At 61.5% G+C, this 24,334-nt stretch carries 26 protein-coding genes and 1 pseudogene; 18 read left to right on the forward strand and 9 right to left on the reverse strand.

Going from position 1 to position 24,334, the window contains the following annotated elements; translation table 11 throughout:
• Positions 1–45 precede the first annotated feature (45 nt).
• Positions 46–1,245: a sugar phosphate nucleotidyltransferase gene (locus tag NO363_RS13315; protein WP_256685752.1), complete on the forward strand. Its 1,200-nt coding sequence runs from the start codon at positions 46–48 to the stop codon at positions 1,243–1,245.
• Positions 1,245–3,032, forward strand: coding sequence for a glutamine--fructose-6-phosphate transaminase (isomerizing) (gene glmS, locus NO363_RS13320; protein WP_256685753.1), 1,788 nt, complete (start codon positions 1,245–1,247; stop codon positions 3,030–3,032). Before NO363_RS13315 ends, glmS begins: the two co-directional genes overlap by 1 nt.
• A gap of 18 nt (positions 3,033–3,050) precedes the next feature.
• On the opposite strand, the gene NO363_RS13325 is transcribed toward glmS, so the two are convergent.
• Positions 3,051–3,425 carry an SHOCT domain-containing protein gene (locus NO363_RS13325; RefSeq protein WP_256685754.1) on the reverse strand — a complete coding sequence of 125 codons (375 nt, stop codon included), beginning with the start codon at positions 3,423–3,425 and terminating at the stop codon, positions 3,051–3,053.
• A gap of 106 nt (positions 3,426–3,531) precedes the next feature.
• Here NO363_RS13325 and NO363_RS13330 point away from each other — a divergent pair, with 106 nt between their 5' ends.
• The 3 genes from NO363_RS13330 to NO363_RS13340 are packed head-to-tail and all read left to right on the forward strand — an operon-like array spanning position 3,532 to position 6,589.
• Positions 3,532–4,698 (forward strand): NAD-dependent epimerase/dehydratase family protein, encoded by a 1,167-nt coding sequence (locus NO363_RS13330; RefSeq protein WP_256685756.1) that lies wholly within the window; start codon positions 3,532–3,534, stop codon positions 4,696–4,698.
• The gene (locus NO363_RS13335) at positions 4,695–5,621 is read left to right on the forward strand and encodes an NAD-dependent epimerase/dehydratase family protein (protein ID WP_256685757.1); all 927 of its coding nucleotides are present in this window, start codon (positions 4,695–4,697) and stop codon (positions 5,619–5,621) included. The genes NO363_RS13330 and NO363_RS13335 overlap by 4 nt, the downstream gene beginning before the upstream one ends.
• The gene (locus NO363_RS13340; protein ID WP_256685758.1) at positions 5,618–6,589 is read left to right on the forward strand and encodes an NAD-dependent epimerase/dehydratase family protein; all 972 of its coding nucleotides are present in this window, start codon (positions 5,618–5,620) and stop codon (positions 6,587–6,589) included. The genes NO363_RS13335 and NO363_RS13340 overlap by 4 nt, the downstream gene beginning before the upstream one ends.
• Here NO363_RS13340 and aglF read toward each other — a convergent pair whose 3' ends face one another.
• Entirely contained in the window at positions 6,590–7,366 is a 777-nt protein-coding gene (gene aglF, locus NO363_RS13345; RefSeq protein WP_256685760.1) for a UTP--glucose-1-phosphate uridylyltransferase AglF, read from the reverse strand.
• On the opposite strand from aglF, the gene NO363_RS13350 reads away from it, so the two are divergent.
• Complete coding sequence (locus NO363_RS13350; protein ID WP_256685761.1) at positions 7,365–7,889, forward strand: serine integrase family protein; 525 nt, start codon at positions 7,365–7,367, stop codon at positions 7,887–7,889. The two genes, aglF and NO363_RS13350, sit on opposite strands and share 2 nt — an antisense overlap.
• A gap of 99 nt (positions 7,890–7,988) precedes the next feature.
• On the opposite strand, the gene NO363_RS13355 is transcribed toward NO363_RS13350, so the two are convergent.
• Complete coding sequence (locus NO363_RS13355) at positions 7,989–8,357, reverse strand: cupin domain-containing protein (protein WP_256685762.1); 369 nt, start codon at positions 8,355–8,357, stop codon at positions 7,989–7,991.
• Positions 8,358–8,562: 205 nt separating this feature from the next.
• On the opposite strand from NO363_RS13355, the gene NO363_RS13360 reads away from it, so the two are divergent.
• Positions 8,563–9,720: a low temperature requirement protein A gene (locus NO363_RS13360; RefSeq protein ID WP_256685764.1), complete on the forward strand. Its 1,158-nt coding sequence runs from the start codon at positions 8,563–8,565 to the stop codon at positions 9,718–9,720.
• A 148-nt stretch (positions 9,721–9,868) separates the two neighbouring features.
• On the forward strand, positions 9,869–10,177 hold the full coding sequence (locus NO363_RS13365) for a Rieske (2Fe-2S) protein (protein ID WP_256685766.1): 309 nt from the start codon (positions 9,869–9,871) through the stop codon (positions 10,175–10,177).
• Between the two features lie 91 nt (positions 10,178–10,268).
• Here the strand turns inward: NO363_RS13365 and NO363_RS13370 are convergent, their stop codons facing one another.
• Positions 10,269–11,048, reverse strand: a complete 780-nt coding sequence (locus NO363_RS13370; protein ID WP_256685768.1) for a sulfite exporter TauE/SafE family protein — start codon at positions 11,046–11,048, stop codon at positions 10,269–10,271.
• 117 nt (positions 11,049–11,165) lie between these two features.
• Complete coding sequence (locus NO363_RS13375; RefSeq protein ID WP_256685769.1) at positions 11,166–11,840, reverse strand: CDGSH iron-sulfur domain-containing protein; 675 nt, start codon at positions 11,838–11,840, stop codon at positions 11,166–11,168.
• 293 nt (positions 11,841–12,133) lie between these two features.
• Here NO363_RS13375 and NO363_RS13380 point away from each other — a divergent pair, with 293 nt between their 5' ends.
• The gene (locus NO363_RS13380; protein ID WP_256685772.1) at positions 12,134–13,102 is read left to right on the forward strand and encodes a ring-cleaving dioxygenase; all 969 of its coding nucleotides are present in this window, start codon (positions 12,134–12,136) and stop codon (positions 13,100–13,102) included.
• A gap of 112 nt (positions 13,103–13,214) precedes the next feature.
• Here NO363_RS13380 and NO363_RS13385 read toward each other — a convergent pair whose 3' ends face one another.
• A complete protein-coding gene (locus NO363_RS13385) occupies positions 13,215–14,084 on the reverse strand; it encodes an NmrA/HSCARG family protein (protein ID WP_256685774.1) in 870 nt (289 codons plus the stop codon).
• A gap of 175 nt (positions 14,085–14,259) precedes the next feature.
• Between NO363_RS13385 and NO363_RS13390 the strand changes: the two genes are divergently transcribed.
• From NO363_RS13390 to NO363_RS13405, 4 genes are all read left to right on the forward strand, one after another.
• Positions 14,260–15,309 (forward strand): enolase-like domain-containing protein, encoded by a 1,050-nt coding sequence (locus tag NO363_RS13390; protein ID WP_256685776.1) that lies wholly within the window; start codon positions 14,260–14,262, stop codon positions 15,307–15,309.
• A gap of 14 nt (positions 15,310–15,323) precedes the next feature.
• Positions 15,324–16,520, forward strand: coding sequence for an iron-containing alcohol dehydrogenase family protein (locus NO363_RS13395; protein ID WP_256685777.1), 1,197 nt, complete (start codon positions 15,324–15,326; stop codon positions 16,518–16,520).
• A gap of 149 nt (positions 16,521–16,669) precedes the next feature.
• Entirely contained in the window at positions 16,670–16,861 is a 192-nt protein-coding gene (locus NO363_RS13400; RefSeq protein ID WP_256685779.1) for a hypothetical protein, read from the forward strand.
• Positions 16,851–17,693, forward strand: a complete 843-nt coding sequence (locus NO363_RS13405) for a beta-keto acid cleavage family enzyme (RefSeq protein ID WP_256685781.1) — start codon at positions 16,851–16,853, stop codon at positions 17,691–17,693. Before NO363_RS13400 ends, NO363_RS13405 begins: the two co-directional genes overlap by 11 nt.
• A gap of 17 nt (positions 17,694–17,710) precedes the next feature.
• On the opposite strand, the gene NO363_RS13410 is transcribed toward NO363_RS13405, so the two are convergent.
• The gene (locus NO363_RS13410; protein WP_256685782.1) at positions 17,711–18,082 is read right to left on the reverse strand and encodes a winged helix-turn-helix transcriptional regulator; all 372 of its coding nucleotides are present in this window, start codon (positions 18,080–18,082) and stop codon (positions 17,711–17,713) included.
• A 244-nt stretch (positions 18,083–18,326) separates the two neighbouring features.
• Here NO363_RS13410 and NO363_RS13415 point away from each other — a divergent pair, with 244 nt between their 5' ends.
• The 5 genes and pseudogenes from NO363_RS13415 to NO363_RS14170 form a co-directional block, all read left to right on the forward strand.
• On the forward strand, positions 18,327–18,749 hold the full coding sequence (locus NO363_RS13415) for a DoxX family membrane protein (protein ID WP_256685783.1): 423 nt from the start codon (positions 18,327–18,329) through the stop codon (positions 18,747–18,749).
• Positions 18,750–18,984: 235 nt separating this feature from the next.
• Positions 18,985–19,635, forward strand: a complete 651-nt coding sequence (locus tag NO363_RS13420; protein WP_256685785.1) for an alpha/beta hydrolase — start codon at positions 18,985–18,987, stop codon at positions 19,633–19,635.
• Positions 19,636–19,691: 56 nt separating this feature from the next.
• Entirely contained in the window at positions 19,692–20,078 is a 387-nt protein-coding gene (locus NO363_RS13425; protein ID WP_256685787.1) for a pyridoxamine 5'-phosphate oxidase family protein, read from the forward strand.
• Between the two features lie 201 nt (positions 20,079–20,279).
• A complete protein-coding gene (locus tag NO363_RS13430) occupies positions 20,280–20,846 on the forward strand; it encodes a DoxX family protein (RefSeq protein ID WP_256685788.1) in 567 nt (188 codons plus the stop codon).
• 39 nt (positions 20,847–20,885) lie between these two features.
• Positions 20,886–20,933: pseudogene (locus NO363_RS14170) on the forward strand (hypothetical protein); the annotation flags it as partial.
• A gap of 158 nt (positions 20,934–21,091) precedes the next feature.
• Here the strand turns inward: NO363_RS14170 and NO363_RS13440 are convergent.
• Together NO363_RS13440 and NO363_RS13445 are read right to left on the reverse strand one after the other, a co-directional pair.
• Positions 21,092–23,038 carry a copper-translocating P-type ATPase gene (locus NO363_RS13440; protein ID WP_370525598.1) on the reverse strand — a complete coding sequence of 649 codons (1,947 nt, stop codon included), beginning with the start codon at positions 23,036–23,038 and terminating at the stop codon, positions 21,092–21,094.
• 436 nt (positions 23,039–23,474) lie between these two features.
• A complete protein-coding gene (locus tag NO363_RS13445; protein WP_256684399.1) occupies positions 23,475–24,305 on the reverse strand; it encodes an IS5 family transposase in 831 nt (276 codons plus the stop codon).
• Positions 24,306–24,334 lie beyond the last annotated feature (29 nt).

Here is a 24,334-nt window from a genome sequence, read left to right on the forward strand (position 1 = left end):
TGGCCAGCCAGAACGTTGAAATCGTCGCCCCGTGGATAGGGTGCAATGAGCGTCCGTACCGCCGTCGTCCTCGCGGCCGGGGAGGGTAACCGCCTCCGCCCGCTGACGTACAACCGCCCCAAACCGATGCTACCAGCGGCGAACCGGCCGATCCTCGGCTACGTCTTCGACGCGCTGATCGACGCCGGGATCGAGGAGATCACCGTCGTCATCGGCTACAAGCGCGATCGCGTCCAGGAACACTTCGGGCCGACCTACCGCGACACGCCGCTCGACTACGTGATCCAGGACAAACAGCTCGGCAGCGGCCACGCCCTGCTCGCCGCGCGCTCGGCGGTCGACGAACCCTTCCTGCTCGTCAACGGTGACCGCGTGTTCGACTCCGGACTGGTGGCCGACGTCGTCGCCGAGTTCGAGGCCTATCCCGATGCGCCCGCCGCCCTCGGCGTGCTCGAACATCGCGACGTGCGCCGCTACGGCGCGGTCGCCCTCCACGAGGGTCGCATCGACGAGATCGTCGAGAAGCCCGAATCCGACGACTTCCGCCTGATCAACGCCGGCGTCTACGCCTTTCGAACGGGGATCTTCGATGCGATCGAGGCGACCGAGCGCCGCGACGGCGAGCTTCAGCTGCCCGACACGCTCGCGCGACTCATCGACGAGGGCGAGGACGTCCGCGGGGTGCGCGTCGATGGCCTTTCACCGCACGCTACCTACCCGTGGGACCTCCTGACCGTGACCCAGGAGATCCTCGCGCGCGGTCGCGTCGACGAGCCGGCCCGCGAGCAGGGCGTCTGGGTCGACGACACGTCGCTCGTCCACGAGTCGGCGACGCTTCAGGCACCCGTCGTGGTGGGGCCGGACTGCGAGGTCGGTCCCGGCGCGGTCGTCGGGCCGGACGTCGCACTCGGCCGCAACGTCACCGTCGAGGCGAACGCGACCGTCACACGCAGCGTGCTCGACGGCGATACGCGCGTCGGACCGGGGAGCACGGTTCTGGACTGTGTTGCCGGTCAGGACGTGACGCTCGGACCGGGTACTCTCGTGCCCGGCGGGCAGACCGACGTCCGGATCGGCACGCACGTTCACGAGGACCGCTCGCTCGGGGCGGTCGTCGCCGACCGGGTCGACGCCGACGGTGGGGTCACGCTCGAACCGGGCACACTGGTCGGGCCGGGCGCACGGCTGCACGTCGGCGTGCGGGCACGTGGCGAGATCCCCGCGGGTGCGGAGGTGCTCGACTGATGTGTGGGATCGTCGGCTGCGTCGGTCGGCCGGACGAGACCCTCGACGTGTTGATGCACGGGCTCTCGAAGCTCGAATATCGGGGCTACGACTCGGCGGGCGTCGCGCTCGCCAACAGCGCCGTCGAGATCGAAAAGCACGAGGGCGAACTCGCGAACCTCGAACGCGCGGTCGACGACGACGCCCCGTCCGGCCCCGTCGGCATCGGTCACACCCGCTGGAGCACGCACGGCCCGCCGAGCGACCGTAACTCCCACCCGCACGCCGACTGCGAGGGCGAGGTCGCGGTCATCCACAACGGGATCATCGAGAACTATCAAACTGTCAAGGACGAACTCACCGCTGCGGGCCACGAGTTCACGAGCGACACCGACACCGAGGTCGTCCCCCATCTCATCGAATCTGCGCTCGCCGACGGCGCGAGCCACGAGGAGGCCTTCCGCGCGGCGATCGAACGCATCGAGGGGAGCTACGCCATCGCCGCCGTCTTCGCCGGCGGTGATTCGGTGTTCTGTACGCGCCAGGACTCGCCGCTCGTGCTCGGTATCGACGACGGCGCGACCTATCTCGCGAGCGACGTGCCCGCCTTTCGGGAGTTCACCGATCGCGTCGTCTACCTGGAGGACGGCGAGTTCGCGCGCATCGACGCCGACGGCTGGGACGTCTCGACGGCCGACGGCGAGCCGGTCGAGAAGACGATCCACACCGTGAACTGGGACGCCGAGGAGACGGGCAAGAGCGGCTACGACCACTTCATGCTGAAGGAGATCCACGAGCAGCCGCGCGCGCTCCGGCAGTGTCTGCGCGGGCGCGTCGACGAACTCGGCGGGCAGGTCGAATTGGAGGAGCTCGCCGGCGTCAGGCCCACGAGCGTGCAGTTCGTCGCCTGCGGCACCTCCTATCACGCGGCGCTGTACGGTGCGGAGCTGTTCCGCGAGGCTGGCGTCCCCGCACAGGCGTTTCTGGCCAGCGAGTACGTCACCTCGCCGCCGCCGATCGGTGACGCGCTCGTCGTCGGCGTCACCCAGAGCGGCGAGACCGCCGACACGCTGAGTGCGCTCCGGGAGGCACGCCAGCGCGGCGCGCGCACGCTTGCGCTCACCAACGTGGTCGGCTCGACGGTCGCCCGCGAGTGCGATCACACCCTCTACATCCGTGCCGGCCCCGAGATCGGCGTCGCGGCCTCGAAGACGTTCGCGAGCCAGCTGGCCGCGCTCAACCTCTTCGCGTTCGCGGCCACCGACGACCACGACCGCGAGGCGATCGGCGCGCTGCGCGACCTTCCGAGCACAGTTCAAGAAGTCATCGACGACTCGACGGCCGAATCGGTCGCCGAGGCGTATCTCGATGCCGACGCCTACTTCTTCATCGGCCGCGGGCTGAACTATCCGGTGGCGCTCGAAGGCGCGCTCAAGCTCAAGGAGATCACCTACCGCCACGCCGAAGGGTTCGCCGCCGGTGAGCTCAAACACGGGCCGTTGGCCCTGGTGACGGACAACTCGCCGGTGATCGCCATCACCACGGGCGACGGCGAGCTCGCGCGCAAGACGGTGAACAACGTCAAAGAGGTCGAGGCGCGCGACGCGCCCGTCATCGCCGTCACCGACGGCCAGTCGGACATCGAGCGCTACGCCGATCACGTCCTCACCATTCCCGAGACGCAGCCGCGGACCGCCGCCGTCCTCGCGAACGTCCAGCTCCAGCTGCTCGCCTACCACACCGCCGACCAGCTCGGCCGCTCGATCGACAAACCCCGCAACCTCGCGAAAAGCGTCACCGTCGAGTAGCGGCGGTTCGGCTCGCCATCAAGACTTCTCAGTAAGCTGTTCGCGCGTGGACGGTTCGCGTGCGTCGTCCTCGGTTTCGAGCAACCGGTCGAGACGGCGCTCGAACTCCTCGTCCGTGAGTTCGCCGCGCGCGTAGCGCTCGCGCACGATCAACAGCGGATCGCGCTCTGCGTGCGCTGTCGAGGATGCCGATGAGGACTCCGTCGCTGTCACCGATTCCCTGAACACGGCCAGTCCACCGAGCCCGAACGCCATCAACAGCACGCCGTATTCGATGGTCAGAGCGAGCATGACTGCACCGCCGACGAAGACCGCGAGACAGATCAGAAAAGCGACCGTATCGAGAGTCGTTCTCCCGAGCAGCGGCCGTTCACCGTCTACCGGGTCGGCCATGCGCCGACGTTTCTCTCGAATGATCAAAAACCTTCGCTGCATCTTTCGCCGACAGAAACGGCAAACGTTTTGGCCGCTCAGGAGTTACTCGGACAACGAGTAACTAATGTCGATCATCGTCACCGGGGCCGACGGCTACGTCGGCTGGCCGACCGCGCTGCGAATCGCCGACCGCACCGACGAACGCGTGCTCTGTGTCGACAACTTCGCCCGCCGCGAGTGGGTCGCCTCGGTCGGCGCGACGAGCGCCACGGCGGTCGCCTCGATGGACGACCGACTGGCGGCCGCCGAGGAGGAGGGCTACACGAACCTCTCGTTCGTCGAGGGCGACCTCACGGATCGGGCGTTCGTCGACCGCTTGCTCGCGGTGCACGAGCCGCGCGCGATCGTCCACACCGCCGCCCAGCCCTCCGCGCCCTACTCGCAGATCAACGGCGAGCGCGCCAACGAAACCCAGCACAACAACCTCCAGGCGACGCGCAACCTCGTCTGGGGGCTCCAGGAGGCCGGACTCACCGACACCCACTTCGTCGAGACGACCACGACGGGTGTCTACGGCGCGCCCGAGTTCCCGATCCCGGAGGGCGGTGCGACGATGGAGAACGAGGGCGCGCGTGACGAGGTGCCGTTCCCTGCGATGGCCGGCAGCTGGTATCATCTCACCAAGAGCCACGACGCGGCCAACCTCCGGCTGGCCCACAGCCAGTTCGACATCCCGATCAGCGACGTACGAACGGCGATCGTCTACGGCGCGGGCACCGACGAGACGCGCGCGGACGAGCGCCTCGCGACGCGCCTCGACTTCGACTACTACTTCGGCGTCGTCGCCCACCGCTTCGCGGCGCAGGCGGTCGCGGGCTACCCGCTGACGGTGTACGGCAAGGGCGAGCAGCGAAAGCCGTTCGTGAGTCTCGACGACGCCGTCGAGGGGCTCGCACGGCTCGCGCTCGTCGATCCCGCCGAGCGCCCCGCCGCCCACACCGTCTACAACCAGACCACGCGCGCGATCAGCATCGTCGAGATCGCCGAGACGATCGCGGCGGTCGGTGACGAGCACGATCTCGACGTCGACGTCGAACACGTCGAGAACCCGCGCGACGAGGACGAGACACACAAGATGGAGATCCGTCACGAGAAGTACGACGAGCTCATCGACGGGCAGTCCGTCGATTTCCGGGCGGGCATCGACGAAGTCGTCGGCGCGATGAACGATCGTCGCTCGGTGATCGAGAGCCACGAGGACCGCTTTCTGCCGGACATGCTCGAATCGTGAGCGACCTGCTCGTCACGGGCGGCTGTGGCTACATCGGCAGCGCGCTGGTGCCCCTGTTGGCGAACGACGATCGCGTAGATCGGCTGGTCGTGCTCGATTCGCTCGCCTCGGGTTCGCCACGAAACCTGCGCGGTTCGGTCGAAGCGATCGCGTTCCGGCAGGGCGACGTCCGTGAGTACGGCGACGTCGAGAGCGCGATGCGCGGGGTGGATACTGTCGTTCACCTGGCGGCGATCACCGGTGCCGACAGCACGCACGACCGCCGCGAGGAGACCTACGCGACGAATCTGGAGGGGACGCGCAACGTGCTCACCGCCGCCCGGAAGATGGGCGTCGAGCGCGTCGTCCTCGCCTCCTCGTGTAACATCTACGGGCGCGCAACGAGCACCGATATCGACGAGGGGATCGAGCCGGATCCGATCAACCCCTATGCCGAGACGAAATACGAAGCGGAGCAACTCCTCGCCGAGTACGCCGACGACTACGGTCTCGACGGGACGGCGCTTCGTCTGAGCACCGTCCACGGCGACGCACCGGGCATCCGGTTCAACCTCGTCGTCAACCAGTTCGTCTTCCGCGCGCTCACGGACCGTCCCCTGACGGTGTACGGCGACGGCTCGAACTGGCGGCCGTTCATCCACGCGCGCGACGCTGCCCGTGCCTACCGCGAGGCGGCGCTCGCGCCCGACGACTGGTCGGAGCCCGTCTACAACGTCGGTGCGAACGAAGCGAACTACCGGATCAGCGACGTCGCTACACTCATTAGCGAGGAACTTGCTACTGTGGACGTGACATACCTCGAAGACGAACATCCCGGCCCCTCCTATCACGTGAACTTCGATCGCGTGGCCGAGACGGGCTTCGAGCCCGCGATCGACCTCCGCGAGGGCGTCCGCGATCTCGCCCGGAGGTTCCGCGGATGAGCGCCGACGAACCGCCGACGATCGCCGTGACGGGTGCGGCGGGCTACATCGGGAGCTGCGTCGTCAAACACCTCCGCAACGACCATCCCGACTGGTGCGTAGCGGCACTCGATAACTTCTATCTGGGCGACGTACGGTCGATCGGCGACGTGACCGTCGAACACGTCGATGTCCGCAACCGTGATCGGCTGGAGCACGCGCTCGACGGGGCGGACATCGTGATGCATCTCGCCGCCCTTTCGGGGGTTCCCGACTGCGAGAACCGGAAGGATCTCGCCTACGAGGTCAACGTGCAGGGCACCGAGAACGTGGCGTGGTACTGCCGGAAACACAGTACAGGACTGGTCTTCCCGTTCAGCATGGCGACGATTGGCGATCCCGTCGAGTTCCCGATCACCGTCGACCATCCGCGCGACCCGCTCAACTGGTACGGGCGGAGCAAACTGCTGAACGAGCGCGCCATCGAGGGGCTCGTCGACGGAGCGTTCCCGGCACACCTCTTCCTGAAATCGAATCTCTACGGCGACCACGAGATCGACGGCAAGCGCGTCTCGAAGGGCACAGTCACCAATTTCTTCCTGGATCGCGCGCTCGCCGGCGAGACGATCACGGTTCACGAGCCGGGCACGCAGTCGCGAAACTACATCCACGTCGAGGACGTCGCCCGCGCCTACGTCAGAAGCGCCGAGCGGATGATCGATCAGCTCGCCGCCGGCGAGACGGGAGTGGAAAAGTACGAGCTCGCGAGCGACGAGGATCCCAGCGTGATGGCAATCGCCGAGCTCGTCGCCCGCGTCGCCCGCGAGGAGCGCGGGGCCGATCCCGACGTCGAACTGATCGAGAACCCGCGCGAGAGCGAGACGCTGGTCGATCGGTTCCCGGTCGACACGACGCGAACACACGACGTACTCGGCTGGAGCGTCGAACGCTCGCTCGAAGACACGGTTAGAGAACGGCTGCGACCGTAGCTACTCGGTATCGACGGCTGCGTCGGCACCCGCTTCGTTTTCCCCATCGGTATCGAGCTCGCCACGTGCGTCCTGGATACGGCGTTCGGCTTCGTCGCGGTCCTCGGGATAGCCGACGTCGATGCGCCAGCCGTTCATCCGCACGGCGTCGATGGTGCGGCCCGATCGCAGGAGCAGATCGACGGCTTCCGAGAGCTCGTACTCGCCGCGCGCGGAGGGCTGGACGAGATGGCAGGCGTGGAAGATCGCGGGCGTGAACGTGTAGAAACCCGTGAGAACGAGGTTCGTCGGCGGTTCGTCGGGTTTCTCGATGACGTCGGTGACCTCACCATAGTCGTTGGTGTCGCAGACGCCGTACCTGTTGGCCTCCTCCATCGGGACCTCCTCGACGAGGAAGGCGGCGTCGGCACGGTCCTCGCGCTGGCGGTCGACGACGTCCGCGAGGTTCGCCTCGAAGACGTTGTCGCCGAGGATGAGCATGAAGTCGTCGTCGATGTGCTCCTCGACGGTGAGGAGGGCGTGGGCCAGTCCGGCCTGCTCGCGCTGGTGGGTGTAGGTGATCGGGATGCCGTCGAACTCGTCGCCGTAGTGCTCGATGATGACTTCCTTCTGGTAGCCGACGACGACGAGCAGTTCGCTCGCGCCGAGTTCGGCCAGCTGCTCGAAACAGTGCGTGAGGATGGGTTTGTCGTCGACCTCGACCATCCCCTTTGGCTTGTCCTCGGTCAGTGGCCGGAGGCGCGTGCCCTCGCCGGCGGCCAGCACGACGGCTTTCATGGGCCTACAACGCGGGGGCCGTCGCAAATATCTGTCGCCACTCGACGATAAACCGGTAACGACGATAGCAATCGTTGCTATTAACGAAGACGAGATGGCGACGAAATACGCTGAGCTCATGGCATGGGCCGCAGACCTCGAACGCTACTTCCTGCGCAAGCGCGTCCAGTCGGGTGTTGATCGGGCACAACGAGCAGGCAAGTGGACCGGACGGCCACCCTATGGATTTACGACCCACGATGGCTACCCCGTCGTCGAACCCGAGGACTACCTCCGAATGCAGGCTGCTCTCGAACTGCTCGAAACTGATCCCAATCAGACGCTTACGTCCGTCGCTACTCACGCTGGTATTGCGAAGTCATCGCTCTCTCGGATACGTAACGACCCTGAACGCCGACAACTCTATCTCTACGGTGAAGCATCCGATGAACGCGTCGAAGAGGCTGTCAACGCTGCTGGCATTGAATCCGAGAGCGAACTTGCGGAACTGCGTAAACGTATTGAGACACTTGAAGAACGATGATCCAGATACCGAACCAGCCACTAACCCAGCCAGCTACCGAGGAACAGTCCGTTGTCAATTTCAAAGTTCGTTGATAGCTGGCCGTGGAGTCACTTTGCGCTAGACTTCCTCGGGCTTGGTGATCTCGTGCGTCCCGGATGGTCCCTGATCCTCGGATGATCTGGACGGAGCAATCAGACACGTCGTGTTGGCGGGTTCGCCACCAACCACCTCGAATGTGTGTTCGGTCTCGGGAGGTGTGACGATTGTGTCACCGGCTTCTGCGTGGAACTCTTCGCCCTCGACTACCCACTGCATCTCGCCGGTCCGCACGAAGATGATGTGCGTTTCCTCGTGCGTGTGTGGCTCGCTGGCTTTGTCCGGGCCGTGAGCGCGCACGTCTACTTCACAATCTTCAAGCACGATGTGTTCGTCCTCGTCCTCGCTTCCGATGAACGGGTGGTAGGCTGTTGTGTCGGGTTCAGTCATTGTTTTCACCTGTTTGCTCGCGCACTACTCGTCAGCGTTCGTGTCGTGTAGGATTAACCTTTCTGCTGGGATTGGATATCCTCGACACAGGGATCGAGATGACTTCGGCGAACCGGGACTCGGAACGGATGATCGGTTTTCCAGGAGACGACACCCTTCGTGAGAGAATAATATTTGAGGCCGCCATTGCTCCATGAGATCATCGATGAGTACGAACGGCTCGGCGTCTACGGCGCGAGATGCTGGCAGCGAAGAACAGGACGTCACTCCCTTGGAGCTGTTTTTCGATCTGGTGTTCGTGTTCGCGTTCACTCAGGTTACCGGCTTCCTCGTCGAGAACCTCACGTGGACCGGTATGGCGCGTGGCGCGGCGCTGTTCGCGGCACTGTGGTGGGCGTGGGTCACCTACTCGTGGCTCACTGGTGCAGTGCCCGCCGAGGAGCGCCTCCCCGCACGGCTGGTGATTCTCACCGCGATGGTGGCCATGCTCGTCGTTGCGCTCGCGGTCCCTGACGCGTTCGGCGACGACGCGGTACTGTTCGGGGGCGCTTACTTCGTCGTTCGACTGTTGCACGTCGCACTCTACGCGGTCGCCACCCCGCCTGAAACCCACGACGCGGTCCTACGAGCTGCACCGGGATTCTTGGGTGGACCGGCGCTGCTCGTTCTCGCTGGGTTCCTCGACGGGCCGCTTGCAGCCGTCCTCTGGGTCGTGGCACTCGCTGTCGATTACGGTATCGTGTTCGTCCGCGGTGTCGAGGGGTTTCACGTCACCGTCGGACACTTCGTCGAACGTCACCGGCTCGTGCTCATCATCGCGCTGGGCGAGTCGCTCGTCGCCATCGGCGTCGGAGCCGAAGGGTTGAACCTCAGCGCTTTGGTCGTTCTCGCGGCGCTGTTCGGCATCGTTCTCGTTATCACGCTGTGGTGGCTCTACTTCGATTACGTCGTGCTCGCCGCAGAACAGCGCCTCGCGGGAGAGAGCGGCCACCAACAAGCGATACTGGCGCGCGATTCGTACAGCTACATCCACCTGTCGATGGTCGGGAGCATCATCTTCATCGCACTCGGAATCGAGCAGACGATCGCCCATGCCGGCGAGCCGCTCGGGACAGTCGCCGCCGTCGCGCTCTTCGGTGGCGGTGCGCTCTATCTGCTCGGCCACAATGCCTTCCGATACCGCGACCATGGCACCGTCAGTGCTCTCCGACTCGTCGTGGCGGTCGTTGCTCTCGTGTTGCTCATCGTGGCCGTGCAGGTCCCAGCTATCGTTGCCCTCGCGGTTCTCACCGCGCTATTCGTCGGGCTCGCGGCCTACGAGACGGTGCGATCCGAACACCGGGACAGACTCCGTGCAGGCTGACCGACGAGCCGCTCCGGGAGATCCAGCCCCGAACGTAGTTCGCGAGCGAACGGTCCTCTCGCTGGCTAACTTCGGGCAACGGTCGCTGATCAGATCCAGAAAGGAAACGGGCGAACGATTATGGCCATCCACTGTGAAAGAGAGTGGTATGACAGACTTCGTCTCGGTGGCGACGACCGACGAACTTGACGACGGCGAGGGAACCGTCGTCGAAACGAACGGCCACACGATCGCACTCTTCAGAGTCGAGGGCGATTTTTACGCCATCGGCAACGAGTGTACGCATGAGGGTGGACCGCTCGGAGAGGGGGACCTCGATGGAACGACCGTCACCTGTCCGTGGCATGGCGCACGGTTCGACGTCACCTCCGGCAAGGTGCTCGAACCGCCCGCCGACGATTCGGAACCGGAATACGAGGTCCACATCGACGGTGATACGGTTCGCGTCGGTGTTTGAGCCGCCCGGAGAACTCCTTAGAGACGCTTTCTCTTCAGCCAACGCTCGCAGCCTCCATTCGCAACGGTAGTGCTCGCTCGACAGTCGCTCCTCAGACCCCGACACTGGTAGAGATGAGCCGAATCCCGATAATGGCCAGCAAGACCAACACGAATTCGTCGATGTACCGATCCGGCAGCAGGTGGCGAACCCGTCGGCCGCTCTCCACACCGACCAGCCCGACGAGTGCCGCTCCAACCGAAAGCCACACGAGCGCTCCTGTGCCGTAGAGATCGAATGCCCATGCCGCGCCGACGCGGATCGACGAAATACCGAGGAAGATCAACGCGAGAACTCCCACGAAGATCGACCGCTGGAGATCGAGGCTATCGAGATAGGCGACCATCGAGACGCCGACGTTACTCGCTCCGAAGATCAGCCCGCTTCCGAAGCCGATCCCGAGTTGGGCGTTCGGGTGTCGTTCGAAGTAGTTCGACGTGACGTATCCCTTGCCGGGGACTGGAACCGTATCCTGCGTGAACGCGACGTACCCCAACGTAAACACACCGAGTGCGAACGTCAGTATCGTCGTCGGAATCCACTGGAGTATCGCCATTCCGACGATGGTTCCAACGGCAGCCGCCACGATGAACGACGCAAACCGACGCCCGCAGGTCCGTAATCGGTCACGGTCGAGCTCACGTACGAGAGGGACGTTCGAAACAAACACCGGGATGATCATGAGGACGACGGCCTGCTGTGGACCGAGAACGGCCGCCGACCCGACGGTTCCGATGAGTGCATAGCCGAATCCAGTGATGCCGGTCACGGTTCCGGCGAAGAACACGATGATCGCAATGAGAACGAGGACGTCCACCGAAAAGCCAACCATCTCGCTACGAACCTCCTACCCGGGCGTTCTCCAATCTATCATAACGTTTCGCGCAGTCGTGGCCGACTGTGCAACCTGACTGACCAAGACGTTCCAAGCACTGATTTGTCAGTTCAGTCACCGATTGGATCCTTCCTCGCTCGAAAAGCCGATCTCTGCGTGCGTTCCATCGCAGAACGGTTTGGTCCCCGAAGCGCCACAGCGGCACAGAGCGGCATCGCTGTCCCGGACCGTCGAGTCGTCGTCCGTCCCGTGGAGTTCGAACGCGCCGTCGAGGAGGACTGGTCCATCCGGTTTCGGGACCACCTGCAGCGTGCCTCCATCGTCTACGTCTTCAGCTCCCTCGTGGTCTTTCGGTATCGAACTATCGGCCTCGAAGTCGGCCTCCACGTGACTGTTGTCACAGAGTGGTTTGTTATCCGACAGTCCACAGCGACACAGCGCGACCCGTGTGTCCGCGAGCAGCGTTTCGTCGTTGGGTGTCGTGACCTCGATGTCACCGTGGAGATAGAGCGGTCCATCGGGTGCCACTGTGACCGAGTTCTCGTCCGGGATGGTTTCCGTGGGACCATCGTCCGTTCGCTCGAAATGGAGTGCACCGGTGGGACATGCCGTGATGACATCCGCTAGCTCGTCGGCGTCGGCGTTGTCAGGGTCGATCCATGGCCGCTTGTCGGGGTCGAACACCTCGGGCAGCCCACGGACGCACTCTCTGACGTGAATGCACCGCTCGACGTCGTAGCTAACCTCGATCTCCTCGCCGGAATATTGGTGAATGTCTTCTTCCATCATGAATCACTCTCGGTTAGTGCTGTACTCAGGGTACCGAAGCATGTTAGCATTGGGCTTTTACGCTTTCCATCACTGCGATCAACCCATATCGAACGTTTCCAAATACAATAAAAACATCATTTTAGATCGATAATAGTGTCTGCGTTCAACGGACGAATCGCTCCGTCCAATGGGCGATGCAATCGAATACTGGCTGGAGGAATGAGTTCACGATGGGCGGTAACCACGGAGTCACCCGCTGTTTCGGGTGTTAGCAGAGATATAAGTGGCTCCGCCGCGTTAGACATGACATAATGTCGCCGACAACACCGGGGCTTCATCACGTGACCGCCATTGCGAGCGATCCGCAACGCACCGCCGAGTTCTACGTCGAAACACTCGGTCTGCGCTTCGTCAAGAAGACCGTCAACCATGACGACAAGTACACCTATCACCTCTATTTCGGCGACAGCGAAGGCACGCCCGGGACGAACATCACGCTCTTCCCGTGGGGCGAGCGCGGTCGTTCGGGACAGTTCGGCGACGGACAGACCCGAACGACGGCATATTTCGTTCCCGACGGCTCGCTCGATTACTGGCGCGAGCGACTGGAATCGCACGGTATCTCGGTCGATGGCCCGACCGAACGGTTCGGCGAGACCGTCATCGAATTCGACGATCCGGACGGCATCACGCTCGCACTCGTCGCCACGGACGATGCACCGGACGGACAGCCGTGGGATGATAGCCCGGTTCCCACAGAGCACCAGTTGCGCGGCTTTCACAGCGTCACCCTCGCGGTTAGCGAAATCGATCCAACCGCCACGGTGCTAACTGACGGGCTTGGGTACGAATTCGAAGTCGAAGAGAACGGTCGTCACCGCTATCGCTCCGACGCTGGCGGCGGCCCGGGCTCTATCATCGATCTCGTCGAAACCGATCATGGACGGGGACGAATGGGCGTCGGCACGGTCCACCACGTCGCCTACAAGGCCGAGGATACGGACGAACAGGAGCAGTGGCGCGAGCAACTGAGCGAACAGGGGCTTCGCGTCACCGACATCGTCGACCGGGTGTACTTCAAGTCGATCTACTTCCGCGAACCGGGCGGCGTCCTGTTCGAGATCGCCACGATGGAACCCGGCTTCACTGCCGATCAGAGCCAGGACGAACTCGGCAGAGACCTCGCGCTACCGGAGTGGTTAGAGAACGAACGCGACGAAATCGAATCGCGGCTTCCGTCGTTCGAGAGTCCATCCGTCGACCCCGATTCCGACCGATAACGGAACATCCGCTTGCCGTACATCCTCGGATTCAGTGATTTCCTCTTCACTTGGGTTTTGAGCCCCATCGAATGACATATCTGGCTCCGCAAGTCGTGTGATTATAGCAGCTTCACTTGTGCCACTCGTGATTTTGAAGATACGTGGCGAGCGAGTGGAACTGGTGGTCGAACTCCGTTTCGAGTGCGTCGATATCGGCCGTGTATCCCTTCTCGTTGAACCATTCGTACATCGTGACGAGGTCTTCCGGGAGCCGTTCTCGGGCCTCGTCGAGCGGAACGTGAGTTGCCTCGACGTCGGTATCGAGCACGTCCGTGAACGTCGCAGCCATGCTTTCGAGCGTCTGCTCGTCACTAGCGATTTCGATGGTCTCACCGACGTATTCGTCCGGCGTTGCGAAGACATGGGCTGCCACCGCACCGTAGTCGGAGACGTCGAGCAGCTGCAAGCTCACTCCCTCGTTCAGGGGGAGCGCGAGCCTTCCGTTCTGGATGTCTTCGCGGTTCCCCTCGAGATTCCCCATGAAATAGACCGGGCGAAGGATCGTCGCAGGGAGGTCGAGATCGGCGATTCGCTGTTCGACGCGATACTTCGAGACGAAGTGTTCGACTGCCTCGGTACGGTCGGCTCCGCCGACCGAGCTGTAGACGAAGTGGTCGATGTCGCTCTCGGCGGCGACTTCGGCGATGTTCGTGCCTTGCTCGATTTCGCCCTCGAAGCCGGCGATGAAGTAGTTCGTGACGGCGAACACTGCATTGACGTCCTCGACCGCAGTCCGAAGACTCTCCTTGTCACCGAGATCGCCCTCGACGACCGTGACACCGCGGTCCGCGAGTGCTTGGGCCTTCTCACTCGACGCATCACGAGTCAATCCACGAACAGCGAATTCGTCCTCCGTATCGTCGTTCGCTGCAAGTAGTTGATCGACGACTGCGCCTCCCTGATTGCCGGTTGCACCGACGACGAGAACAGTTGTGGACATGAGTGGTGGGTAGTGACGACGGGTTCTGTGCCCGTTCGTTCGTGGTCCGTACGTGGACTGCCAACGCCTTTGTTGTACTGGTTAACCGAAGGGAATCAGATGACACGCCTGATACCAGGTTCCGCGGTTGTCAGTCTCATCTTTTTATAGGGCGAGGGCGTGGTGTGAACCAACGATGCTCTACGATCACTTCGCCGACCTCGAACTCCGAGTCGACGAGTACGACCTCGAACAGCACGAGCGGGACACGTCGAGTGGTTTCACCCGGACGACGACCGTCGTCTCGTTGCACGGCGACGGCGAAACCGGGCAGGGCGAGGATGTCACCTACGACAACGAGGCCCACTACACGCTTGACGATTCGCCCGAGGAATTCCCCGTCACGGGCGAATACACCCTCGACGAGTTCTCGGACCAGCTCTCCGAGGTCGATCTCTTCCTCGGGAACGAGCCGAACCAATCGATCTTCCGGAACTATCGGCGGTGGGCGTTCGAGAGTGCCGCGCTCGACCTCGCGTTGAAGCAGGCGGGAACGGACCTCGCCGACCGACTCGACCGCGAGTATAGTCCTGTGCGATTCGTCGTGAGCACGCGGCTTCAGGACCCACCGACGGGCGACCGCATCCGCGACTGGCTCGATCGCAACCCCGACCTCGAATTCAAACTCGACCCGACCTCGGACTGGACTGCCGAAGTCGTCGACCGATTGGCCGACACCGATTCGGTTCGTGCGCTCGACCTCAAAGGTCAGTACCATGGAACGACAGTGGACCAGCCCGCCGATCCCGACCTCTACGAACGGGTCGTCGAGGGCTTTCCGGATGCGCTCGTCGAGGACCCGGAACTGAACGACGACACGCGACCGCTATTCGACGGCCACGAGGAGCGCGTGACGTGGGACTACCCGATTCGGAGCGTCGAGACCGTCGAAGATCTCCCGTGGGAACCCGAGTGGCTCAACATCAAGCCCTCGCGGTTCGGCTCCGTCGAATCGCTGCTCGATACGATCGATTACTGCCGGGAGAACGACATCGGAATGTTCGGTGGCGGTCAGTTCGAACTCGACGTCGGGCGCGAGCACATCCATGCGGTCGCATCACTGTTCTATCCGGACGCGCCGAACGACGTCGCACCGAAGGAGTACAACGCCCCCGAGCCAAGTAGCGGTCTTCCATCGAGTCCGCTTTCGCCACCGACGTCCTCACAGGGGCTCGAGTGGAAGTAAATGGGAATCGACGAATGAGCCAGTACGATCGATTTCGATTCGAGTACCGTTCAGGTGTCCTCAAGTACGGAACGGGTTGTGTCGGAGAGCTTTCGGAGGAGCTAGAAAGGCAGGGGTTTCGGAGCGGACTCGTCGTCAGCGGATCGACTGTTGGAGCTACAGCAGAAGTAATCGATCCGGTAATCGATGGACTTGATGAAGAACTGGCGGGCGTGTTCGCCGAGACAACACCTGAAAAACGACTCGAAACCGCCTACAAGGGCCTCGAAGCGATGGAAGACAACGATGCTGATGTCCTCGTTAGCCTCGGTGGCGGCAGCAGTCTCGATGTCGCCAAGGTCATTAGTGTCCTCGCTGCGGACGACCGCGATCCAACGGTCGTTGGTCAGGAACTCGCTGAGACCGGATCGATTTCTATACCGTCCGGTTCGCTACCACCCATCGTTGCCGTTCCCACCACGTTGGCCGGTGCCGACCAATCTATCGTGGCAGGCGTGACCGCCACGCCGAAATCCGGACTCAACGAGGCTGTGAGTGGCGGGATCTCCGATCCACGACTGATGCCGCGAGCGATCTTCTACGATCCTGCACTGTTCGCCACCACGCCGAAGCGGATTCTCGCCGCGTCTGCTATGAACGGGTTCGACAAAGGACTCGAAACGATCTATGCTCGAAACGCGACGCCAATAACGGATGCGACGGCCGCTCAGGGGCTCAGTCTGCTCGAAGGTAGTCTCAAAGAGCTCGGAGAACAGTCTATCTCCGAGGAAGTTCTCGAACCGATCGTCGAAGGACTACTGCTCGTCCAGTACGGCATTTCGAGACGTGACGGAACAACACTCTCGATTATCCATGCGTTCGGGCACGGGCTAACCCGTACCTACGATGTCCAGCAAGGAGCTGCACACGGTATCGTTGCACCACACGTGCTCAGCTACCTCTTCGAGAATGCCGATGGACGACGCGAGCTACTCGCGGAGGCACTCGTCGGTGACGGTTCAGCGGCCGCCGAGGAAATCGTCGAGTCCGTGGAACGAATTCGCGATGCACTGGATCTTCTGTCACGGCTCAGGGATGTCGATGGGCCGGAGCCGTCTGCATTCCCCGACGTGGCTGAATCGATACTCACGGACTCGTTCATGGAGAACAGACCACGCGATTTCGATCCGACAGTAAGCGATATCGAAGAAGTACTACGGGATGCGTATTAATTATCGCCTGTATTAACTAAAATATATATATATTCAACGGGAGTAGTATGGGTCGCAAAGAGACAGCCACGCAATCTCATGACGCCATAGTAACCACGTGTCTTCACTGTCCACGAATCGTTTTATTCAGCACTACCGAACATCTGCTTGTGACCTGCCCATATCTCGACTACCGCGATGAAGCCGGTGAACGCTCGTTCGACGAGCCGCGCGCGTACTGCACAGCAGCTACCACGTTCGTCCAGCCGATGCGCGCCGACATCTGTAACGACCGCTACGATCTCGACCACGAGACCGACTGTGAGATATACCGCGAAGCAGAGGCCGAAAATGGGATATGAGGCGTATCTAAACGGCGAACCCGTCGTCATCACCGCCGCGCTGACCGGCGGCGTTCACGGCAAGGAGGCGAATCCGAACCTTCCGGAAACACCGGAAGAGATCGGGAGCGCAGCCGCCGACGCGGAGTCCGCCGGTGCCGCTATCGTTCACCTCCACGCACGACGAGAAAACGGTGAACGTGCCTTTTCGACCGAACGTTTTCAAGCAGTGACGGACGCTGTGCGTGAACGGACCGATGACGTCATCATCCAGCACTCGACCGGCGGGACTGGCGCACCGATCGAACAACGGCGGCAGTCGCTCCACACCGATCCGTCACCGGAGATGGCATCGCTCGATATGGGACCGCTGAATCGTTACGACCACCTGACCAGCGAGAACACGCGCGCAACCATCGACGCACTCTACGACGAAATGGCTGACCGCGGCATCAAGCCGGAACTCGAAGTGTTCAACGATGGTCACCGTAACGAAGTCCACGGACTGCTCGAGAGACGCGATCTCGACGACCCCGTGTACACGACGCTCATCTTCGGATCGGGAACGCTCACGCGCCCACGCCCACGGAATTTCCTGAATGCCATCGATGACCTCCCCGACGGCGCGATGTTCAACACGCTTGGTTTCGGCCCGCATCAGCTTCCCTTTACGACGATGGGGATTCTCTTCGGTGGACACGTCCGTGTCGGCCTCGAGGACAACGTCTATTACCGACGCGGCGACCTCGCGGAGAGTACTGCACAACTCGTCGGGAGAACCGCAGACATCGCCGGAACCCTCGGTCGGGAGGTCGCAACGCCGACGCAGGCACGGCGGATCCTCGGCCTCTGATTGCCGAGCGTGGTGTGTTAGTCAGATCCCATGTTGTTGGCTGTGGGTTCCTGGACCCACTCCTCGGCCCATGCCTCGATTTCGTCGAAGACGGGACAGAGCGATGTCCCTTTCTCTGTCAGCGCGTAGTACGTCGCCACGGGGGCGTCCTCTTCGAGTCGGCGCGTGATGAACCCCGTCTCTTGAAGATCACTCAGGACGCGTGACAGCGTTCGAGAGCTCGCGTCAGTGGAGCGCTTGAGTTCGTTGAACCGCTTTTCACCCTCCTGGAGGTCGTGCAGCACGATGAGTCGCCACTGCGACCCGATCTGCTCCAACGAATCGATGACCGAACACGCTCCCTCGTCGTACAGGCCGTCCACTTCCTTCTGCGCCTTGTTCACTGCCATGAGATGCTACCTAGACTACGATCTTCCACACACATATAGGTTCGCATCCGAATCTGGTTACAAAATGATACTGCCAGTATCCCATCTGTCTCCGGATAACACCCATACAACCTGGTGTCACTGATGACAGCAAGATTATAAGTAGGTTCCAGAACGAACTAGGTACTGTAGTGATACCGAATACTGCTACCGTGACTGTTGCACAACCCGACAATCATCCGATCACACCGGGGGTGAGAGCCTAATGGCAATCGATGCTGGACTGGGAGCCATCGTGTTCCTAATCGCGCGTATTCTCTTCGGTGGACTGTTCATATATCAGGGCCTCAACCACTTCCTGAATACCGATGCGATGGCCGAGTATGCCGAGTTCAAGAACGTGACCGCGGCGCGATTCGGTGTTCTCGCCTCGGGTGGACTGCTCGTACTCGGCGGACTCGGTATCCTCCTCGGCGTGTATCCAGCAATCGCCGCAGGACTACTCGTGCTGTTCCTCCTCGTCGTGACACCACAGATGCACGACTTCTGGGCCGTATCAGAGGACCAACAACAAGACGAGATGACGAGCTTCATCAAGAACGTCGAACTCCTCGCTGCCTCGTTGATCTTCCTCGCTCTCAGCAGTGAGACGTGGGCCTATGCACTGGGCATTGGGCTCGGGCTATAATAGAGCGAGAGAACTCCGTTCCACAACTACCTAAGACAGCACATGAATAACGAAACAAGCGGACTTCACCACGTAGTGTCCATCGAAACCAACAAACCGGGCTTCACTTGTGACAAATCATTTACAATACTGGGAACAAGGCTAAGGCTTTCGTCACGGTTAGAGAGTGGACAAGGTATGTTCGAACAGCACCTTCCCGAGATCGAATCAGCTCGCATACCGGAGGCACACTAACGTGACTGGACCCCATCAAAACCAACCCCTCGTGACGGCCGGCGTGTCCTTGGAGGCTGCCGAGGCCGCTGTCGTTCTCGTTCACGGCCGCGGAGCGACCGCTCGGAGTATCGTCCAGATGACCGATGAGTTCGATCACGACGATATCGCGTATCTCGCCCCACAAGCCGCCCGCAACACGTGGTATCCGAACGCGTTTACCGCACCCGTCGAGTCGAACGAACCCGGGCGCACGTCGGGGCTGCAAGCCATCGCTGACGCCGTGAGTAAAGCCAACGAAGCGGACATTCCAACGGACCGTGTGATGATTCTTGGCTTCTCACAGGGCGCGTGTCTCGCGAGCGAGTTCGTCGGGCGCAACCCAACGCGTTACGGTGGGCTTGCAGTCTTGAGCGGCGGTCTCATCGGTGAAGACGTCGCCCCCGACGACTACGACGGTGACCTCGCGGACACGTCCGTGTTCCTCGGCTGTAGCGACGTGGACCCACACATCCCCGAAGAACGAGTCCGTACGACAGCCGATGTCTTCGAACGGATGGACGCCGACGTGACCATGCGTCTCTACGAAGGAATGAGCCACGGCATCAACGAGGACGAACTTCGTGCGGTGGCCGATCTCCTCGATGGCCTCACTCGGGATGGATCCCAGTGAGAACTGAATGAGAAGAGATAACCGTCGTTGCTAGTCAGTTGGCAAGCACTGATCACATGGTTTCACGAGAAGTCGAGGAGTTGATCGCCGACGCGCCTCTGAGTGCCCACCTCGCCACCGCAGATGAGAATCGACCACACGTCGCACCCGTCTGGTATGGCTATCGTGACGGCGTGCTGAGCGTGCTCACTGGTGACAAGAAATTGGCCAATATTCGGTCGAATCCGCGTGTCGCCGTCTCGATCGAAAAACAAGGCGAGCACGGTCCTGAATGGTCGGTTACGCTACTTGGGACCGCCACCGTCATCGAGGATGCCGAACGAGCGCGGACCGCTCGCGAACGCGTGTTCGGCAAATATCGGGAGTTCGATCCCGAAACCGAGGATGAACGGGGGACGTTGGTCGAAATCGAAGTCGCCTCGGCGACGAGCGGGCGGTATTGAATCGGGTAGTCGTTCGTCGACCGATCTCGTGTGGATCGTCTATCACGTTGGTTCCTGAGAAATTGCATTTCTCTGTACCATGCGTTCTAGTTTAAGGCTGTGATCTGTCGCTGTCTGCTGATTGGAGACCACGAAATTACCGACGGTAGAAACCGCTCAACTGCCAGTTTTGCGCCCCAAACACGCTAATTACGTCTAATTATGCTTCCCCCAACTATCACCGATGAAGATGACGGTGCCGATTCAACCGTCGAAGTAGTATCTGATAGTCTAGAAAAACCATATGAAGGCTCATCTTCTATTGGTCGTTGTGATGGCGACTACTTCGCTTGGAAAAGCAGACGGAAATCGACAGACGCACCGGATGGAGGCGGGCGTCTGATGGGAAATTTGACGGATCGTCTCTCGGCTTCGGGCCTTGGACGCGCACTGTTCGGCAGCGTGCTCGCGTTTATGGCGTTCGACAACTTTCGTGACTTGGAAGGATCGATTGGCTACGCTGACTCGAAGGGTGTTCCAGAACCCGAAACACTTGTGCCGTTTTCGAGTGGAATGTTGCTGTTCGGTGGTCTTGGTATCGCACTCGGACGATTCAAGCGACTCGCGCCAGGAGCAGTTGTGTCGTGGTTCGTCGCCGTGACGCCACAGATGCACGACTTCTGGAACATGGAGGACGATCAGCGCGAGGGCCAGCAGATTCACTTTCTGAAGAATCTCATCATCCTTGGCGGAGCGTTCTATTTCCTCGCCAATGAGAACGAAGACTGACTCTCGAATCGCTACCTTCTCGGAAGCACGGCTGAGCGAGTCATCAGACACGCTGAAATGCCGGTGTTAGCGATCAACGTGCGGTAAAACGTGATCCGATGACGGTCGCCGGAATCGAGGTTGAGGCGACTTCGTTGCACGTTCACAGAGTTCGGTTTCGCGACCGGGAAAGCCGACATCATAGAGGCGGTCAAACAGGCTGTCGTGACGGTTCCACCAGTCGTAGATGAATTAATCGCGCTCGGTCACGAGAGGTCCACCTCACTGAGTCGGCGTGCATTGATGGCGACGATGATCGTCGACAGCGACATGAGCACTGCACCCACTGCGGGCGAAAGCAGGATGCCAATCGGTGCGAGTACCCCCGCAGCGAGCGGGAGCGCAAAGACGTTGTAGCCGGTTGCCCACACGAGATTCTCCTGCATCTTTCGGTAGCTTGCCTTCGAGAGGCGCACGAGGCGCATTACGTCGAGCGGGTTGTTCTCGACGAGGATGATGTCGCCCGACTCGATGGCGACGTCGGTCCCCGAGCCGATGGCGATACCGACGTCCGCACGGGTCAACGCGGGCGCGTCGTTGACGCCATCGCCGACCATCGCCACCAATTTCCCCTCTTCTTGCAACTGTGTGACCATCTGGTCTTTTTCTTCGGGGAGAACCTCCGCGAAGTACTGGTCGATGTCGAGTTCCTTCGAAACCGCGGACGCAACGTCCTCGGAATCGCCGGTGATCATTGCCACCTCGATGTCCATATCGTGGAGCGCCCGAATCGTCCGATGGCTCTCCTCGCGGATCACGTCCGCGAGCGCGAACGCGGCGACCACGTCGGTTTCCTCCCGAACCAGATAGATGACCGTCTGTGCGTTCGCACCGGCTTCTTCGGCGAACGACGTGATGGATTCGGGCCGCTCGATACCGAACTTTCTGAGGAGGTTCGGTCCGCCGAGATGCACGGTCGTCCCATCCACGGTAGCGCGGACGCCGAGACCACGGAGGTTCTCGAATTCTGAGACGACTGGACGGTCGACATCGCGCTCGGCGGCGGCGTTCCGAATGGCGCGGGCGATCATGTGCTCGGAGTCGCCCTCGACGGCAGCGGCCACGCCGAACGCCCGCTCTTCGTTCCAGTTGTCGGCCGTTTCGACGCCGACGACACCCTGCTCGCCTTTGGTGAGCGTTCCCGTCTTGTCGAACATCACCGTGTCGAGATTACGGGACTCTTCCATGGCAATGCGGTCGCGGATGAGCATCCCGTTTTGGGCCGCCGTCGAGGTGTTGATGGCGACCACGAGCGGAACGGCTAGCCCCAGTGCGTGCGGACACGCAATGATGAGCACGGTGACGACGCGTTCGAGCACACCGATATTGAAGCCAGTCGCAACCACCCAGCCGACCAGCGTGATAGCTGCGACACCCAGCGCGACGTAGAACAGCCAGCCGGCAGCGCGGTCGGCGAGCAGCTGTGTCCGGGACTTCGATTCCTGGGCCTCGTCGACGAGACGCATGATTCCCGCCAGTGTCGTGTCGTCACCCGTCGTGGTCACCCGCACACGGAGACTGCCGTCCTGGTTGACCGTCCCGGCGACGACTTCGCTACCGGGTTCCTTCTCGACCGAGCGAGACTCGCCGGTAATCATCGATTCGTCGACCGACGATTCGCCCTCGGCAACCTCGCCGTCGGCGGGGACGCTCGCACCCGGACGGACGAGCACGACGTCGTCCTCGGTCAATTCATCGATCGGAACTTCCTCTGTATCGCCGCCCTCGGTGACGCGCTCCGCGGTGTCGGGCATGAGCTTTGCGAGTTCATCGAGCGCGCCCGAGGCCTGCCGAACCGAGCGCATCTCCATCCAGTGGCCCAGCAGCATGATATCGATCAGCGTCACCAGCTCCCAGAAAAACGGCGTCGTGCCCGGCAGGACGAGGCTTGCCAGCGAGTAGACGAACGCGACGGTGATCGCCAGCGAGATGAGCATCATCATGCCCGGCTCGCGATTTTCGAACTCCGTGCGAGCCATCGAGAGGAACGGTACGCCTCCATACGCGAAGACGACCACCGAGAGAACCGGTGTTATCCATTCGCTGCCGGGGAAGGCAGGCGCGGTGTAGTTGAAAACGTCCTGGATGAATTCGCTGAAGACGATAACCGGAATGGAGAGAACCAGCGATATCCAGAATCGTCGGCGGAACATCTGTTCGTGGCCAGAGTGGTCGGTCTGGGTGACGTCATCGCCGCTATCGCCCCGGTGGGCCGGCGGTGTGTCGGTGGTCGCAGGCTCGTTTCCTCGTTCGGCCTCGTCACGTGTCGAATGTTCGCTCATTGGTGATGTGTCCTGTTTTCGTGTTCAGCCGGTGTATTCGACGATACGTGCTGTGCCTTCGTCAAGATAATAGATGTTGTGTCAGTGAAAGAGCCAGTCGCCGGGATCGTCGGCGACGAAATTCATCGTGACTCGTCCTATATGGCCGGGATTCGTCAGATGATCATTCAAGACAACGACCGCAACCATACACGTCAAAATATTGTATTTCAGAATTGTACAAGAGGCGAGACCGGGTTTTGCGGATTTTCTGTAAATCAATCATCCGGTAATTCGGCTCTGTTGAATCGCCATAAGGCGATGGAATTCACTGTTTCACTGCTCGTTTGATGTTGTAGACGATACACATCAGGGCAATCTCTCGAAACTCACGGAACCAGGTACGCGCTCGCACGGCGTAGCCGAGCGAGCGCTTGACGGCCGAATTCACGGTTTCGGTCATCGACCGCTGTGCGTAGAGATCCGCGTCGATTCGGGCGTTATGGGCGTGGTCGTACGGTGCGCGGATGCAGTGCTTGATGAGCGGGCGGATCTCGAGTTCACGCAGCCGTTCGCGGAGAGCGGTCTTGTCGTAGCCTTTGTCCGCAGTGAGAGTCCGCAGATCGCCCGCATTCCGGCGGGCGATCTGCTCGCAGAGGTCGGCGTCACTTCCTTTGAGTGTGGTCGAACAGTGAACGTCGAGGACGGCTTGGGATTCTGTATCGACGAGTTTCGTGACTTTAAGCGTCTGCACGCGGTAGTTCGTGCGCTGGCAGTAGTGGCGGCTTGCGCGGTCTCGGTCGTAGAACGTGGCGTCGAGAGCAGCGTGTTTGGACGGATCGTGCAACTGCGCCGACTGGCGCAGTAGCACTCGACAGAGGCTCATCTCGATTCGGTCGAGTGCTTTACACAACGTCGACGGTGCAGGGAGATCGGCCGCGTCAAGGCCGATCTCCCGGGTTATTTGTGGCATCTCCTTCAGCAGATCGATGGTCATGCGGTAGGACGTATCGAGGTAAATCCGGAGACAATGCAGGGAAACGAGGGCGTAATCGGCGAATCCGCCGCCACCGTTCGGGGCGGCGGATTCGCTTCCATCGCCAGTAACTCTTTGTGCGACCAAGACGCATCGCTCGGTGAAGCGAGAGATTTGGGTCATGGACAACGCAAGTCTCTCGCTTCAATGCC

Origin of the sequence: Halococcus qingdaonensis (genome assembly GCF_024508235.1) — an archaeon.
In the GTDB taxonomy this organism is placed as follows: Archaea; Halobacteriota; Halobacteria; order Halobacteriales; family Halococcaceae; genus Halococcus; species Halococcus qingdaonensis.